This is a genomic window from Microbispora sp. NPDC088329 (assembly GCF_040685655.1).
GTDB lineage: Bacteria > Actinomycetota > Actinomycetes > Streptosporangiales > Streptosporangiaceae > Microbispora.
The window spans coordinates 76,098-91,745 of sequence record NZ_JBFBIP010000020.1; the positions used below are offsets into that span (position 1 = coordinate 76,098).

At 65.6% G+C, this 15,648-nt stretch carries 14 protein-coding genes; 3 read left to right on the plus strand and 11 right to left on the minus strand.

Annotated elements, in window-relative coordinates:
• The first annotated feature begins 20 nt into the window (after positions 1-20).
• Positions 21-2,363 (plus strand): glycoside hydrolase family 6 protein, encoded by a 2,343-nt coding sequence (locus tag AB0O28_RS30290; RefSeq protein WP_363645962.1) that lies wholly within the window; start codon positions 21-23, stop codon positions 2,361-2,363.
• A 59-nt stretch (positions 2,364-2,422) separates the two neighbouring features.
• On the plus strand, positions 2,423-2,857 hold the full coding sequence (locus AB0O28_RS30295; protein ID WP_363645963.1) for a hypothetical protein: 435 nt from the start codon (positions 2,423-2,425) through the stop codon (positions 2,855-2,857).
• A 59-nt stretch (positions 2,858-2,916) separates the two neighbouring features.
• Here the strand turns inward: AB0O28_RS30295 and AB0O28_RS30300 are convergent, their stop codons facing one another.
• The 10 genes from AB0O28_RS30300 to AB0O28_RS30345 all read right to left on the minus strand — a co-directional run bounded on the left by AB0O28_RS30300 (position 2,917) and on the right by AB0O28_RS30345 (position 13,865).
• The gene (locus AB0O28_RS30300) at positions 2,917-3,546 is read right to left on the minus strand and encodes a TetR/AcrR family transcriptional regulator (protein WP_363645964.1); all 630 of its coding nucleotides are present in this window, start codon (positions 3,544-3,546) and stop codon (positions 2,917-2,919) included.
• Between the two features lie 11 nt (positions 3,547-3,557).
• A complete protein-coding gene (locus AB0O28_RS30305; RefSeq protein WP_363645965.1) occupies positions 3,558-4,235 on the minus strand; it encodes a DUF4166 domain-containing protein in 678 nt (225 codons plus the stop codon).
• 61 nt (positions 4,236-4,296) lie between these two features.
• Positions 4,297-4,971: a DUF4166 domain-containing protein gene (locus AB0O28_RS30310; RefSeq protein ID WP_363645966.1), complete on the minus strand. Its 675-nt coding sequence runs from the start codon at positions 4,969-4,971 to the stop codon at positions 4,297-4,299.
• On the minus strand, positions 4,968-5,648 hold the full coding sequence (locus tag AB0O28_RS30315) for a hypothetical protein (RefSeq protein WP_363645967.1): 681 nt from the start codon (positions 5,646-5,648) through the stop codon (positions 4,968-4,970). Before AB0O28_RS30315 ends, AB0O28_RS30310 begins: the two co-directional genes overlap by 4 nt.
• Before the next feature lie 437 nt (positions 5,649-6,085).
• Entirely contained in the window at positions 6,086-6,691 is a 606-nt protein-coding gene (locus AB0O28_RS30320; RefSeq protein WP_363645968.1) for a hypothetical protein, read from the minus strand.
• A 125-nt stretch (positions 6,692-6,816) separates the two neighbouring features.
• A complete protein-coding gene (locus AB0O28_RS30325; protein WP_363645969.1) occupies positions 6,817-7,641 on the minus strand; it encodes a hypothetical protein in 825 nt (274 codons plus the stop codon).
• Positions 7,642-7,693: 52 nt separating this feature from the next.
• Positions 7,694-9,565, minus strand: coding sequence for a hypothetical protein (locus tag AB0O28_RS30330; RefSeq protein ID WP_363645970.1), 1,872 nt, complete (start codon positions 9,563-9,565; stop codon positions 7,694-7,696).
• Positions 9,562-10,548, minus strand: a complete 987-nt coding sequence (locus AB0O28_RS30335) for a PD-(D/E)XK motif protein (protein ID WP_363645971.1) — start codon at positions 10,546-10,548, stop codon at positions 9,562-9,564. The genes AB0O28_RS30330 and AB0O28_RS30335 overlap by 4 nt, the downstream gene beginning before the upstream one ends.
• On the minus strand, positions 10,545-13,094 hold the full coding sequence (locus AB0O28_RS30340; RefSeq protein WP_363645972.1) for a Z1 domain-containing protein: 2,550 nt from the start codon (positions 13,092-13,094) through the stop codon (positions 10,545-10,547). Before AB0O28_RS30340 ends, AB0O28_RS30335 begins: the two co-directional genes overlap by 4 nt.
• 312 nt (positions 13,095-13,406) lie before the next feature.
• On the minus strand, positions 13,407-13,865 hold the full coding sequence (locus tag AB0O28_RS30345; RefSeq protein ID WP_363645973.1) for a very short patch repair endonuclease: 459 nt from the start codon (positions 13,863-13,865) through the stop codon (positions 13,407-13,409).
• Positions 13,866-14,223: 358 nt separating this feature from the next.
• Here AB0O28_RS30345 and AB0O28_RS30350 point away from each other — a divergent pair, with 358 nt between their 5' ends.
• A complete protein-coding gene (locus tag AB0O28_RS30350; protein WP_363645974.1) occupies positions 14,224-15,252 on the plus strand; it encodes a DNA cytosine methyltransferase in 1,029 nt (342 codons plus the stop codon).
• Positions 15,253-15,302: 50 nt separating this feature from the next.
• Here AB0O28_RS30350 and AB0O28_RS30355 read toward each other — a convergent pair whose 3' ends face one another.
• Entirely contained in the window at positions 15,303-15,629 is a 327-nt protein-coding gene (locus AB0O28_RS30355) for a 4a-hydroxytetrahydrobiopterin dehydratase (RefSeq protein WP_363645975.1), read from the minus strand.
• Positions 15,630-15,648: the final 19 nt, after the last annotated feature.

Consider the following 15,648-nt stretch of genomic DNA (forward strand, 5'->3'; position numbering starts at 1 on the left):
CATGCCAGCGGGGGCGAGCGATGGCGGAATCCGGCACGAACGGCGGCGGGGCGGGGGGCTTACCCGGGCAGCACGAGTCTGGCCTGCGGACGGGTGACCCGGCCCAGGTCGGGCCTTACCGGCTGCTGCGCATGCTGGGCCAGGGCGGCATGGGCACCGTCTATCTGGGCGAGGCGCCGGACGGCACGCGCGTGGCGGTCAAGCTGCTCCATCACGCCATCGCCGCCGACCCCGAGTTTCGCCGCCGGTTCCGGCGGGAGGTGGAGGCGGCCAAGCGGGTCGCCCGTTTCTGCACCGCCGCCGTGCTGGACGCGGAGGTGGACGGCGAGACCGTCTATCTGGTCACCGAATATGTGCCCGGCCCGACTCTCCGGGAGGCCGTCGAACGGGACGGGCCGCTGCGCGGCTCCAGCCTGGACGGGCTCGCGGTCAGCGTCGCGACCGCCCTGCGGGCCGTCCACGCGGCCGGCATCATCCACCGCGACCTGAAGCCCGGCAACGTCCTGCTCTCCCCCATCGGGCCCAAGGTCATCGACTTCGGCGTGGCCCACCTGTCCGACACCGCCACGCAGATGAGCAGCGCGGTCGTCGGCACCCCGTCGTTCATGTCGCCCGAGCAGTTCTCGGGCGGCCCGCTCACGCCCGCCTCGGACGTCTTCGCCTGGGCGGGCACGGTCGCGTACGCGGGAACGGGCCGCGCTCCGTTCGGCAACGGGCCGCTGCCTGTCGTGCTCAACCGGATCATCAACGGGGAGCCCGACCTGGCCGGTCTCGACGGGCCGCTGGGCGCGCTGGTGGGACGCGCCCTGACCAAGAATCCGGCCGGACGCCCGACCGTGCAGGACATCCTCGACGCGCTCACCGGCTCTCCCGCGATGTCCCCTCCGGCGGCGGACGGGGCGCCCCCGTCGTCGGTGTCGCCGGGGTTCTCAATGTCGCCGGAGTTCTCAATGGCGCCGGAGTTCTCAATGTCGCCGGAGTTCTCAATGGCGCCGGAGTTCTCAATGGCGCCGGGGCCCTCGGTGATGTCGCAGTCCCCGCTGGTGTCGCAGTCCTCGGTGCCGTTCGGGTCTTCGGTCACGACGGTGCCCGGGGGCAGGAGACGGCGCCGCGGCCTCGTGGCCGGGGCCGCGGCCGGGGCGGCCGGGCTGGCGGTGATCGCGACGGTAGTCGCCGTCTGGCTCTCCGACGGCGACACCCAGGCCCCCGCCTCCGCCGCCTCCTCCACTGCCTCCTCCGCCGCCTCGACGCGCCCGGCCGCGGTGGACGCCGGGGGGCCTGCGCCCACCGCCCCGGCCGCGTCGAAGGCCCCGGCGGGCAGCGGCGGCAACCCGCTTCGCGAGCCCGGCGTGCGGTTCGCGTACCGGCAGGAACCCGACGCCCAGCGCCAGGCGAGCGTGTTGAACACGCAGGGCAGGAAGGCCGACGCCGCGCTGATGCGCGCCCTGGCCGCGGTGCCGCATCCCGTGAACCTGAACATGCCGGCCACCGACGCCGAGCACATGGTCGTGTCGACCGTACGGCAGGCCTCCGCCCGTCATGCCGTTCCCGTGTTCGTGGCCGATCACGTGCCGATGAAGGACTGTTCGCAGTGGGGTGAGCCGGACGAGCGGTCATACCGCGCCTGGATCGATCGTGTGGCGAAGGGGATCGGCCCGGCGCGGGCGGTGGTCGTGCTGGAGCCGAACAGCCTGACCAGGCTCCCGGGCGGGAACAGCTGTTCGCAGGGGAGCAAAGCGGGCGCGGCCGAGCGCTACCGCGAGCTCGGCTACGCGGTGAGCCGCCTGGGCAGGCTCCCGCACACGGCCGTGTATCTCGACGGCGGCATCAAGGGCTGGCCCAGCCTCGTCGAGATCGCCGACCGGCTCCTGAAGGCCGGGGTGAGGCGAGCCGACGGCTTCTACCTGAACATGGCGGACTTCCAGCAGACCGACGAGCTCCTCGGCTATGGGGAAAGCCTGTCGCGCTGCCTCTACGTGAAGACGAACGACGGCACGAGCACCTGCACCGGCGCCGAGATCGACGCGGTGCCGGCCGGGACGCCCCTGACCCACTTCGTCATCGACACCAGCAGGAACGGCAAGGGCGGGTGGCAACCGCCGGAGGGCAAGTACGCCGACCCCCAGCCATGGTGCAACCCCCCGGGCCGGGGCGTCGGCCCCCGCCCGACCACCGACACCGGCAGCGAGCTCGCCGACGCGTTCCTGTGGCTGCGCTCCCCCGAGCAGTCCAACGGCCAGTGCACGCGCGGCGGCAAGGGCCCCGAGGACCCCGTCTATCACCAGGTCGATCCGATCGGCGGCACCTGGTGGTCGGTGCTCGCCCTCGACCGCGCCCGCAACGCCGTCCCCCCGCTGCGCTGAGTCCCTCGGCGGTCGGCCCGACATGGCCAGGTCCCGGTTCCACCATGAGGAGAGGTTCAGTGGCAGAAATGATCAGCGAACTGCTCGATTGGCGCGAGATGTTGAGATATCTGACCGGCATCGCGGACGTCGATGCGGAGTGGGAGCTGTACGAAGTCGACAATGCCGGATGGGTCGCCACAGGCGACAACGGCATCGCGATCAACGAGGACGCCGAAAGATTCCTCATCAAATATGAGCTCTGGGATGGGCCACCTCCTCCCCTGGACTCCTGGGACAGCTCCTGGTCCGGAAGCGTCCGGTTCACCTCCGGCAAGGTGTACGCCGTGAGTGTTCATTCCGGCGATTCCTCCTACGGCGCAGAGTTCGACCTCGGCCGGCCGGACAGCGTCTGGCAGGTCAGAGTCCACCGCAAGTCCCTCGGCCACGAAGAGTTCACGCCGGAAATCGTCGGCTTCGCTCTGCTCAAATTGCAATTCTGGCTGCAGCCGTAGCCGGCAGTGCGGTGATCGGTCCGAGACCGCGTTTATGAGCACGCGCGATGCGGGCGCGATCAGCCGGAGTTGGCCTTGCGGAGGCGGCTGCGGACGGTGCGCCGTACGAGCGGGCCCATGTCCTCCAGCAGCGTGACCAGACCGGCGAGCTGCTCCAGGCTGTCGAACGCGCGCTCCGCACCGTCGCGGTCGACGCCCTCGTACAGTTCGAGGCCGACGAAGGCGGCCGCGGTGGCGCGGGCCAGCCCGGCGACGTCCACGAACTCCGCGAGGGGGGTGCCGGTCAGCACACGATTGAGAACCTCCTCGACCTCGGCGACCCACAGGGCGAGCCCCCCGGCGGTCGCGGGCGCGAGCCGTTCGTCCGTCTGGCTCCCGGCGAGCATCTGGGCGAGCACCGTCAGGTTCCCCTCGGCGCGCTCCTCGGTGTGCAGGGAACGGCCGAGGTCGAGCAGCTCCTTCAAAGAGGTCACGGACGCGAACCGGTCCCGGTAGACGGCGACCCGCTGCTCGGAGCCGTGCCGCATGGCCGCCGCGAGGAGCTCGTCGACGCTGCCGAAGTGATAGAAGACGAGCGCCTGGTTGACCCCGGCGGCGGAGGCGATCGCCCGCGCCGAGGCCTTCGCGATGCCCTGGGCGCGCAGCGTCTCCAGCGCGCCTTCGAGCAGCCTCGTCCGGGTGTCGCCCATCGTCTCCCCTCTCAGCGGCGTACCTCTTCGCGCCGCGGCATCACCGTAGCGGGCACGCCGTGCTCGGCGATGTCGACGTACTCGACCTGGAAGGCGCCTCGGTAGCCGAAGAACGGGCCCAGCGTGCGCTGGGAGACCGTCACCTCGATGCGGAACTCCCCCGCCTCGTCGTCGTACGACTCCCGGACCAGGGCGTTTCCGGTGACGGCTTTCGGCAGCCGGCAGGAGAGCCACCTCTCGTGCAGCCGGAAGCCGCCGGTGCGGAAGGTCAGCCCGCCACGCTCGTCCACCTGGAGATCCAGGTCGACGGACACGTGCTGGTGCGAGCCGACGTACTCGAGGATGCCGTTTCGAATGGGGTCGTACACCATCGTGGCGTCGAACCGTCTTCGGCGGCCGGACAGGTCGAAGGAGCGGACGAAGGTCAGGGCCTCCCGCCCGTAGGAGTCGACGTACGGATAGTTCTCGATGGTGAACGGCACCTGCCGGCCCTGTTCGGGAACCAGGATGTTGCGCTGCGCGCCGAGCAGGAGGAACGGCCGGGTGAAGCCCGCGTGCCAGACGTGCGTCATCACCCCCGTGCCGACGCAGGCCCGGCCGTCGGTGACGCTCACGTCATAGCGACGCTGTAGTCGCGGGTGCATCCGGGAGAAGTCGCCGCCGAGGGCACGCTTGAAGATCGACGTCATGGCGTCTCCAGTTCGGTCAGCTGATTGCCGTCGGGCGGGCTCAGAACGGCGTCTGGTGATCTCACAGGCGTGCCTCTTCGCGGCGCGGCCTGACGACGGCGGGCACGCCCTGCTCGGTGACGTCGACGTAGCGGGCCCGGAAGGCGCCCCAGTAGCCGAACATGGGGCCCAGCCTGGGGTGCGAGACCGTCACGCCGACGCGGAACTCCTCCGCGTCGTCGTCGTACGACTCCCTGACGACGGCCGTTCCCGTGACGGCCTTCGGGAGCCTGCACGAGAGCCGGCCCTCGTGGAAGCGGAACCCTTCGGAGCGGATGACGAGACCGCCGCACTCGTCCACCTGGAAGCTCAGGTCAACGGCCAGATGCTGGTGCGAGCCCAGGTAGTCGACGATGCCTCTGGCGGGGTCGTACACCATCGTGGCGTCGAACCGCCTGGGACGGCCGGGCAGATCGAAGGTGCGCACGAACGTGACGGTCTCCCGCCCATAGGAGTCGACGTACGGGTAGTTCTCGATGGTGAAGGGCACCTGCCGGCCCTGCTCGGGGACCAGGATGTTGCGGGTGCCGCCGAGGGCCAGGAACGGCCGGGTGAACCCGGCGTGCCAGATCTGCTCCATCACGCCCGTGCCCACGCAGGCCTGCCCGCCGCTGACGCTGACGCCGAAGCGGCGTTGCAGTTGAGGGTGCAGGCGGGCGAAGTCGGCGCCGAGGGCGCGTTCGAACATCGAGGTCATGGTGTCTCCAGGTGAGCGAGTGCGGCGGCCTTGCCTTGGTGTGGCGCGCGGCGCAGGCAGCGCCGGGCCGCCGGGGTCGACGGAAGCGGCGGCAGGAGGATCGCCGCCGCTCCTACCAGGCAGGCGACGGCGGCCGGGGTGGTGGTGACGGCGATGGCGGTCGTGAGGGTGCGCAGGCAGAGCTCGGCGAGGGCCTGCCATAGGGAGCGCTCGGGCGTCTGGCCTGTCTCCAGCCAGAGGCGGAGCCGGTCGAAGGACCAGGCCGTCGCCCAGCCGATGAGCGGGCGGAACACGAGGTCGACGGCCCTGCCCCAGCCGGGGCGATAGCCGTACCGGGTGATGAAGCGGACGCCGTCGGGGGCCTGGACGTACCTCCAGTAGCCGGAGCCGGAGCGGATCAGCGAGAGCGGGTGATCGGAGGAGAACCGCAGCGCCGACGTCCTGCTGCCGGTGTCGTGGCGGTCCCCGGTCGTGACGCCGTCGCCGGTCACAACCAGCCCGGGCAGGAGCCGGAAGGCATATCGGAACCGCTGCGGCTCGCCGTCCGCACGCGGCAGGTAGTCGATTGCGGTGAACCGCAGATCCCACCGCTGATGCAGCTCAGGCCGCTGCGTCCGCTCCCAGAGGGCCTCCATATCGGCCCGGACCAAGCACTCCACGTACACGAACCGCGCCATACGCCTCTCCCACGTCTTGAGCGATCGCTCAAAACCGAGAGTAAGCCGATTTAAGCGATCGCTCAAGTCACCTTGATCCTGGCGAAGGACATCCACGGGAAGGTTGGGGGCCACCGAGCGCTACCGCGACCGCGGCTACGCCGCGCCAGAACTGAGGACGCTTCCGTTCGAGGCCGATTGACCCTGCGGCAGCATCGAGCGCCTGGCCGACTTCGTGACGCCGCAGGCGGCCAGGAGTCGGAAGATCCGCCCTCCAAACAGCGACATTGGTTGCGTAGCGGGCCCACGCAGTGGAGCCGCTACCGCGGCGACCTGCGAAGGCGGTGGCCGTGCCGAGTCCCTCGGTGCACAAACCAGAACCTGTTAGATCCGGCTGGCGGCGCTGCTCTCGCTCACCTCAAAAGCTGAGCACACGACTCGAAACCCGCGTCTGCGCTTCAAATGATCCCGGTGCGCTCGGCCCTCAGATGCGTGACCGTCTCGTTCGTGAGGGCAGAACACAGGTCTCGAATCTGCTGATCAGAGAGCGCTCGCACATCTAGGAACGCCAGGAAACGACGGAGCCGGAGTGTGACGTCCCGAATCACTGCCCTCCGGGGAGCATCTGCAGCGAGTTCGGTAATAGAACGAGCGGCCTCACGGACGAGACGGGAATCGCCTCCGATGCTGCGACGTTCCAAGAGTTGGTTCAGATCGCTCTCGCTCAGCGCATCCAGAATGTGCTCATGGCCCGCGAACACCACCGCCTGCCACCACAGCCTCGCCCATGTGTGTCGAGTAAGATCGGTTGCGATCCACCGCTCCTTGTTGTCTTTGCCGAAGCGCCACATGGTCAAGTGCGGGAGTGCTACGAGGGACAGGAAGGACCAGAGGTCCCTGTTACCGGCTTCCGCCCAGGACAGATCCATCTTGCTACGGATCATTTTGGCCGCGTCTCTGTCGAAGGCGACTCGCGCATCGGGGCCGGCCTGCTTCGGGAAACCGTACTCGCCGGCCAGCGATGAGACCGCGTCGATCAACTCCTGTACTCGTTTTTCCGACACGCGCCCCCCTACGGGAGCCCACGTCTGGTCCGGGTGGTTCGCCCGCGGGATCAGGGGCTGCCCTGACGCAATCTCGGCATAAACGTATGCCCCAACGACTGCGGGGAGATGAGGCCACAGCTCGCTCACTCGAAGATCCGTCCCCTGCCGAGACTCCTGACCGCACCAGTGACCTGGGTCCGGAAATCCGAGAGGTCTGCTGGCGAAGGCGGTGCGACGAGCGGTAACGGCGACGCGGCGAGGGTTCTCGCCAGGACGTCGCCCACACTGTCTGGCGGCCATTCCTCCCGATCGAAGAGCTCGGTACGCAGGTGCAAGGCGAGCTCCAGCAGCAACGCTGCGACGCCTGCTTGCAGTTCGTCGAGCAAAGCCTGCTGCCGTCTGTCCTTGGCCCCACGGGCGACTGCTGCGCTCAACTCGCGGTCGCGCTTATTGATGAGCACGCGGAACGTTCCGTAGAAGGGCGCGGTCAGATCCGTACTCGTCTCCAGATGCCAACTGGCGGCGGGCGAAAGCCGCGTGTGGGAGAAGTCGATCTCATGCACCGGGAACATGGAGGACACGTTCTCCAGCACGATCTGCTGGATATCCTCCGCGAGGACGGACCCGGGGACTTTCGCCACGCCAGCCCTCCGCCCCTGTGAGGCGCGAACGAGGCTGACTGTGCTCCTAAGACTTAGAATTCCGGACAGACGTTCACCGACGAGGATCGTGTCTACGATGGCCGTGCCATTCGGATTAAATTTCACCGGAGGTGCCGCCTCGGTCATGGAGGTCGTCGAGCTAGTCCAAGAGACAGTGACTGCTACGTCCGCGAGGTCGAGCCCCGTCTCCTGGCCGAAGCGTCCGCTGTCGATATGCACTCGTCGTGCTGCTCGGAGGTCCGTACCGGGATCCCAGCCTTCGATCGCATCCGGCAACGGCTTCCACTCCTCTGCGTCCAGCAGCATCCATGGGTCCCACACCACAGTGCCCGGACGTGGCACCAGGTAGGGCCGAACGTCAGCCGGCATCAGACCTGCCCTGGCTCACCCGGAAGCGCACAACGGCGTCCGGCACGTGGGTGGCGTAGACGTACCACTCCGATTCCTCCCCGGCGGACATGCGGAGGGTCCTCCCTTGCACGACATCTCCGGCAGCCGACTGCCATTGCAAAATCTCCGGCGCAGCGGCACCGAGCGGGGGCTCACCTTCGCGGCCGCCTCCCTCGACAACGACATCGACGTCCGCGTACAGGACTCTTTCGACGTCTGCTGCAGGGACCTTGATTGCGGCCACCAGGTATGGCTGTCCCTGATGAACCTGCAATACCGGCGTTCCGACGATCCGGGGCTTCCCTCCTCGACGTGATGGCACACGACCACTCAAGTCGCTACCGCCGTTGATGCCGATCCCTCCTCCGCCGGCACTGCCGCCAGCGGGGGCAGGTGTGCTGTCCCTGTACTCACTGCTGCTGAACCGCGAGGGAACGACACTGGCGAGCAGCGCCGACAACTGCCCCAGTCCCTGGCCACCCGAGCCCCCCGCGTGGGGCGCGAGACCGAGCTTCTCATCCAACTGCTTCTGCAGAAAGGTGCGTGCCCCTACGACAACCCCTCGCGCAGCTCCGCTCAGTCCCTTGGAGACCCAGTCGTCGTGGGTCGGCGGCTCGGCGGACGCGAATAAGCGGTCGGCGTCCTCCGACGACTTGAACACGCCGCCGTAAGCTATGCGCGAGTCAGGGTGCGGTGGACCAGCTAGGTAATCCACTACGAGTTCGGCAACGCGCATACGGGCGACGTGATGGGGTGGGCCTTCGAACGGCTTCGCCGCCTTGACCAGGAGGCGGGTACTTTCCACGGCGGCTCCCAGCGCCAGACCAAAGGAGCCAGCGTTCTTAGGTGGGACAGTACGCGAGAAAGGCGCGCCTCCACCTGCCCGGACCTCGCGCAGGGCCTCAACAAAGGGCGCTAGCTCCTCGAACTTCTCAGGTTCGAGAATGAGAACGCCCGATCCATCGACGCCAACGCTGAAGCGCATTTGACACCCAAGCTCGTCAGGGACCATCTTCGGCCAGAGGTTCCACAAAATTGAGGATGCGAGAAAGGTTGCAGCCTCCTGAGGGGTGCGCTCATGCGGGTCAGACGTAGGCCCGGTAGATCCGAGGTTAGCGGCAAGGATCACAATGTCCGTACCAGTGCGGCCGTCTGCAAACCCCGGCAACTTTAAGGTCCCCGAGATTGCGTCCGCCTCAGCGGCGAGGACGGGGTCGGGCACGTCGTCTTCAGCCACAAGACCCCACCAGTGGCGACCCGTGAAGAGTCGATCTCCAAGGGACCAACTGTGCCCGAGTGCGGCACCCATGAATCGACGGCTGTTAGGACCCGCCTCAAACGTATGGGTATCTACAAGGATCGCTCCCACTCGGCTGAGCTGGTAGAAGATGCCCTTCCCGAATCCGTACGTCCCCCCACCGAACTGGTGATCGCTCGGCTCTCCGACGTTACGGAGGAACTGCACGAAATCAGGTATCTCCTCGTGGCGTGCTCGCTGACCGGCGCGGAGCGGACCACCTAGGCCCCTAGTGTTTCTGTCGGAAACCACCACCACGACCGCCTCTGGACACAGAGCCTTTTCGAGGTCAACCCTGGAATCGGGCGGCGGACCGGGCAGCAGCACTTCACGCCACGTGTGGGAATTGTCGCCGAGCGTACGAACATCCACGTGGAAGTCGACTATCCCGTCAGGCAGGTGTGCGTCCCAACTATTTTGGGCCGCCTCTCGAACCAGGATGGTCAGCGGGTCAAGCGCTGGCCGGCCCAACTGCTTGACGATGCCTTCCGCCGCAGCTGAGCCTTCCGGCGCGAAGGGCTGTGACCACCAGCGTCCGCTCAACGAACGGCCTCCTCAGCGATTTCGGCCAACGATGCCCCGTCGCTGATCGGGAGCAGCGCGGCAAGGTCAACCTGATAGCTCAGATTTCCGACGCCATCTGGCAGCGCACCCGCGATGAGGGACGATGGGACAACACGAGGCGTATCCGAGCCAACGACGAGCCTGCGCACCTCTTCAACCGCAAATGTGTCGAGGTCAGGTCGATCCGGTTGGTACGACCAGCCTGCCGCCGCCAGTCTCGTACGAAAGTCCACCCGAGATGCCACCATGCCGCGGAGTTGGTCGACGAGGTCACTCAGAGTCTGCCCGTCGGCGTCTTCCACCACCCGCAGAAGAATCACATCCAACGGACGCCCGTCGTGGGTATTCAACTGCTCCAAGCCGTGCACGACGATGCTGTCATTAACGACACCAAGGCCCTTCACCTCAAGGCACCGGGCGCTTGCCTCGAAGTCGTGCGGCTCGTTGAGTGGCCCTCGCCACGCTGTCACAGGGAAACCCGGATCAGCCTGAATCAGAGACAAGAGCACAGTGAGCTCGGCGAAGAGGCCCAGCTTGGCCTGGCGAGACAACCCGCGAAGCAGACTGCTTCGGAAAAGCCGCCGCCATCGGGTGACGGCTTGAATCGCTGCCGAAGCCGGTCTCTGTGCCCCCGATGCCGCCTCTAACACGTCGGTCACGACCTCATCGAACTCTGGGAAGAGCTCCGACTCGGCGCACGACACATCGACGTAAGCGACAGCAGGACCTCCAAAGGCGAGCTTACGAACCACCATCCCGAGGACAGCGGGTCTGGGGTCTACGGACACGGTTTCGTCGCCGACCGGAACAAGAAGATGACGAGTACCCGTGGCATCCAGTGCCACACGACATGGCTCCTCCCCGCACATTACTTCTAACGGAAAGGAGGCAAGATGCTTCCCGCGCGGTGGCGTCAGAACCGCCCATGCACGCTCAAGCATGGTCGGTTCAATGTCCGTCACGCCACCTCCTCCGTGTCTACGCCGAGAGCCTCATCGACGTTTTCACTCTCGACATCGGTGAGATCCACCGCAACGTGGGAGGCCTGAATGCTTTTCGTTTGAACGTCTCCAGGGAAAGTGATTCCTAAGCCGACCGCCGCCCGCACCGCTTCCAGCGCAAGACGCGGCGGGGGTGCCGCATCCGCGCTCTGCTTTGGGTTCACAGGTTCGCTTGTCGGATCGATCAAATACAGAACGACCAGACCCCGGTCACGATAGACAGGATCCTCGTTTCGCAGCGCGACGAGGTCACTCTCGCTCTTCGCTCTCGCCTCAGCGGCGGTCAGACCGAGATCGAGCGCACGGTCCTGCTTGCTCATCAACGTCTTGATATCGGCTCGCCCGGTTTGGCCGTCGTTCAGACGAGACCGAATCGAATACCTGATATCTAGGCCGCCGAGTGTCGCATCTCCGCCCTCTCCGACAACCACGGCGACGGACCAGGTTGTGAGACTCGGCGGGTCGCTCGTGAGCTGCTGGTCGATGTACTTGATCATAAGTGCCGGGTCCAGGTCCGGTGAGTCCTCATGCACCAGATAACGCGACAGGAAGGTCTTCACCAGCGACACAGGAACGTTCCGAATCAGCCGCGCCCCGCCCAATTCTTCAATCTGACCGTGCCGGATCGCCTCCTGAACCAGGGCCTCCGCGGCCTGGCGGTTATTGTCCAGCCAGTCCTCATCCCTGTGCCTGAAGTATCGGGTTTGCAGCCGGCGTCCTGCGTAGGAGATGAAGGCCGGCTGGGCGGCGCCCATTTTGGCTGTGATCCGGAGCGCCGGGTGCGTGCGGATTCTCACCGCCACCTGCGTCGGGGTCAGGTTCTCCCGCTGATAACGGTCGATGTCGTCCCGCATCTCGTGTTCGACAGTCGCAAGGTGCCGAAATGCTGCGGCGAGACTAGGCGTCATCCAGATTCTCGGGAGATCCTCAAACCCTGTCCTATACCCGAACCAGCGACCCATCTGCAGCAAGGTGTCGTACGCCGTCGCTGCCCGCACGAAGAAGCTGACGACGAGCCCTTCCAGGGTCAACCCTCGAGAGAGAGTGTTTCCGCCCACGGCGATGGCGACCACGGAGGGGTCGGAGTAGTCGAGTCGGTCCTGACTGCGATAGTTGTCGAGGACGATACGCGTCGCGTCGATGACTTCGTCGAGGTGAGGCAGTATCTCCTCAAAGGAGTTCTGCTCACGGCCGAAGTCCTGGGCGGGAACCCGCGAGGACTCCTTCTCCCATAGGTTTCGCCACTCGTCGAGGACTTCGGGGCGGCCGGAGGCGAGGCCAGCCCTAGCCTGCTGCCGTAGCTTCTCTAAGGGTGCCCGATAGCTCTCGTGAACTGCGATCTTGACGGATGTGTGGATGAGCATCGTGCTATGGCCGCTGTCACCGCGCGCCCGGCGAGCAGCCGTGGCAAGCCAGAACCAGCGCACGGCCGTGACTAGTTCGTCGATCATTGTGGGGGAGAACCCGTCCGCAGGCTCCTTGCTACCAGGACGCAGTAGAGGCACATCGGCCTCTGCGACGAGACGGACCATGTCATAACCGTCCGGCGGGCCTTGCTCGTCGGACGGCTCCCACTCGACCGCATCACGACCGAAAATCTTTTCGGGGCCGAAGTAGCCGTCGGGACGCGGCAGATTGAGGATGAACGACTTCGGATAGAGATCATCCTGCGTTGGATCCACGAAGACGTTGGCAAAAGGCGTTGCCGTGTAGCCGACATAGGTACACCGCGGCATCAGGCTCAACAACTTCCGGATGAGAGGGTTGATTCGTCCTGTAGCGACTGAAGCCTGATCCGCCTCATCGTCGACGATCAGTACCGGCGCCGACGCGAGCGCCTTCCGGCCGTTGGGCGTGTCGAGCCAGTTGATGAGCTTGCCCAGCACAGCGGCGTTCTTCTTGACGACTGCCAGCACCGTCTTCTCTGGACTGAGTGCGGCCGACACGTCGTGCGACGGCTTCACGAAGTCTCGGGACGCCTCCGTCAGCGTCACCCAACGATCGGGGTTGAGGTCCTTCAGATACTGGTCAAGGCGCACCTGTGTCTGTCGCCTAAGCCCGTTGTGGATACCAGACAGCACGATGACCAGGCGGTACTGCACGTCCGCTAACTTCGCGATGACGGCCGTGAAGTTCGTGGTCTTACCGCTCTGCACGTAACCAACCACGAGGCCCTTCGCGTCCCATTTGGAACGGTCCGGCCGAGGAGTGTGGGCGACGACGGTGCTTGACGAGTGGTCCACAGACAAGATCCGGTCACGGGGCCACCCTTCGACGTCGAAGCGGTCCTCCAACGCCAGCCAATATCGGTCAGACTCCCCCGGTCCGCTGTACCAGTCGTCCGAGCCAGCGGTGATGATCGGCGGACCTCCAGCCTGCACCTTCGCCTTGTCAGCTTCGAACTGTCGCCGGAACTTTTCGACGTCCGGCAACGACTCGAAGCTGGCCACCGCCGCTTCGATACCGTGCCGCCTGGCCCAATCGGCAAAGACCGTGTACAGGTTCAAGGTTCACCACCCACCCCTTCTACCTCAAGGGCAAAAAGTTAGCCCATGTAAGCAAGACGGGCGAGAGCCCGACAAGGAGCACAACGAATCGGCCAACCTCATTTCGCGCCCAGCAGCACCTGAAGGCGTCGTCTGTCCTCAGGACAGTCAGGCGCTACCGATGCGGGACATCTGAGTGATGGTGCTGACGCCCAAGACTCAACTGGCCGCCCTTTACGCCCATCGACGTCACCAGTTCGAACCGCGTCGGCGCAGAGTCGGCGCCGGTTCCCCGCCTGCCAGCCGGAGGGGCTGGTTGGCACAGACCTCCGGTCAAGGCGTCGGTGACACGCCGGCGGTTTGCGAGGCCCGTATTTCTCGAACTATCTTTGCGACCCGTTGCGCTGCCTCCGCCGGGTCCTCGTGCTCCCAGATCCTGATGACCGACCAGCCAGCCTCCTTGAGGAGGCAGTCAGTCTCGATGTCCCGCTCGCGATTGCGGCGCACCTTCGCCGCCCAGTAATCGGCGTTGGTCTTAGCCACACTGTGATGCGCAGGGCACCCATGCCAGAAGCAGCCGTCGAGAAACACCGCAACGCGTATGCGAGGGAAGACCAGGTCGGCCGTCCGCCGGACTGCGGGTAGTGGACGCGCGGCCACGTTGTAGCGCAGCCCGAGAGCGTGAACCGCTCGCCGCAATGCGAGCTCAGGCTTCGTGTCGCGAGGCCTGTTGGCTCTCATGCTCGCCCGAGTGCCTTCACTCGAAGCCCAGGACTCTGCTTTCGACCCCATAAGGGACAAGGTACGCGGGACCGAGCGACGACCGACATGCCACCGCTGTCTCCGGGCCGCTCACTTCACTGCTCCGGTAGCCCCTTCCTGCAAGAACCGCCGCTCACGCACCGTCCCCAGCCTTCAGCCATCTCTACTCACGCAGCACCCGCAGAGCGACCGGCTGATCGCGATTGGATGATGTAGAGCGTCGAGTACGGGCCGTCATGCCCTGTGGACAGGTCCCAGCGTCCACCATGCGGACGTGCGCAAAGTAAGAGTATGCTTTCGGACATCATGAAGATCCGTAACGGTTTGTCGACGGCGGGCACTCGCCAGCTTTACGCTCTGTGACATCGCCGGGCAGCCTGGAGATCATGTGTACAGGATCATCGATCTGTTCGCCGGCCCCGGCGGGCTCGACGTGGCAGCGACTTGGCTGGGCATTCCGGTCCACGGCATCGAGTGGGACGCAAATGCTTGTGCCACCCGAGGCGCAGCGGGGCTGCTCACGGAACAAGGCGACGTGCGCAAGTATGGGCCGAGCGATTTCGAGGATGCCGATGTCCTGGCAGCTGGGCCACCGTGCCAGACATATACCGTGGCAGGGTCCGGCGCAGGCCGGCGCGCCCTCGATGATGTACTCGCCTTCGCCAAACGCATGGCCGCCCGGGAGAACGTCAAAGCAGACTTATCGAAGTTGTCTGATGAGCGCACAGCTCTAGTGCTGGAACCGTTGAGATGGGCACTTGAGGCAATCGACGACGGCAAGCCCTATCGGGCAATCATCCTAGAGCAGGTGCCAGCCGTTCTACCAGTTTGGCGAGCGATGGGAGAGATTCTCGCCGGTGAAGGATACAGCGTAGTTTGCGACGTCCTTCGCACAGAACAATATGGAGTGCCCCAAACTAGACGACGCGCAGTCATGATCGCACGCCATAAGAGCGACGTGTCGTTACCCAGGCCGACTCACCGGCCGTTCCTCAAGGCGGTACCACGTGCCGAGGGAGACACCAGCCTGCTCCCCTGGGCCAGGATGCGTGATGTGCTGCAGCGGGCGACGCCTTTCGTCGTGGTCTCCAATTACGGCACTGGCGGCGACCCGAAAGCTCGTGGCCGGCGGTCTTCCGACGAGCCGGCCTTCACTGTAACTGGAAAGATCTCTCGCAATCGAGTCATAACGCCGTCTGGTAATAGCCTCGACCGATTCTCAAGCGCAGAGGCCGGACTACTCCAGACCTTTCCCGCCAACTATCCCTGGCGAGGGCGCGATATCGCGCAGCAAATTGGGAACGCGGTACCCCCACTGCTGGCCGCTCACGTCCTAGTCGCAGCACTCCAACTGGACCCGAAAATCCTTCCCAGGTTGAGAGCCTCAGATCTACCCAGATGGCCTTTAACAGCCTGACGAAGCCGCAGAGATCAGTTGGATTTATGGAGAGCCGTCAGCGGCAACCCTCACGATCTCGGTTCCGCTCCAAGAACTTCGGCGCCGTGGCCCGCTGCGACTGCGTCGATGTGTCGAGCTAGTTCGAAGTCCTTGACGGTCAGGCGGTTGCCAGCGTCGTGGGTGGTGATGACGAAGCGGATTCGCTGCCAGGTGATGTGAATGTCGGGGTGGTGGCCGACTTCCCTGGCCTTCGCCGCGACGTACATGGCCAGGTGGACGCACTCGTGGTAGGTGTGCTTGAACGTTCGAGCGATGCTGTCACCCTGGCGTTCCCATCCTGGTAGCTCGCTCAGATGCGTGGCGATCTCATCTTCCGACAGGGGCTGAGGGGTCATCCGTGTCTCCGCATGGGGG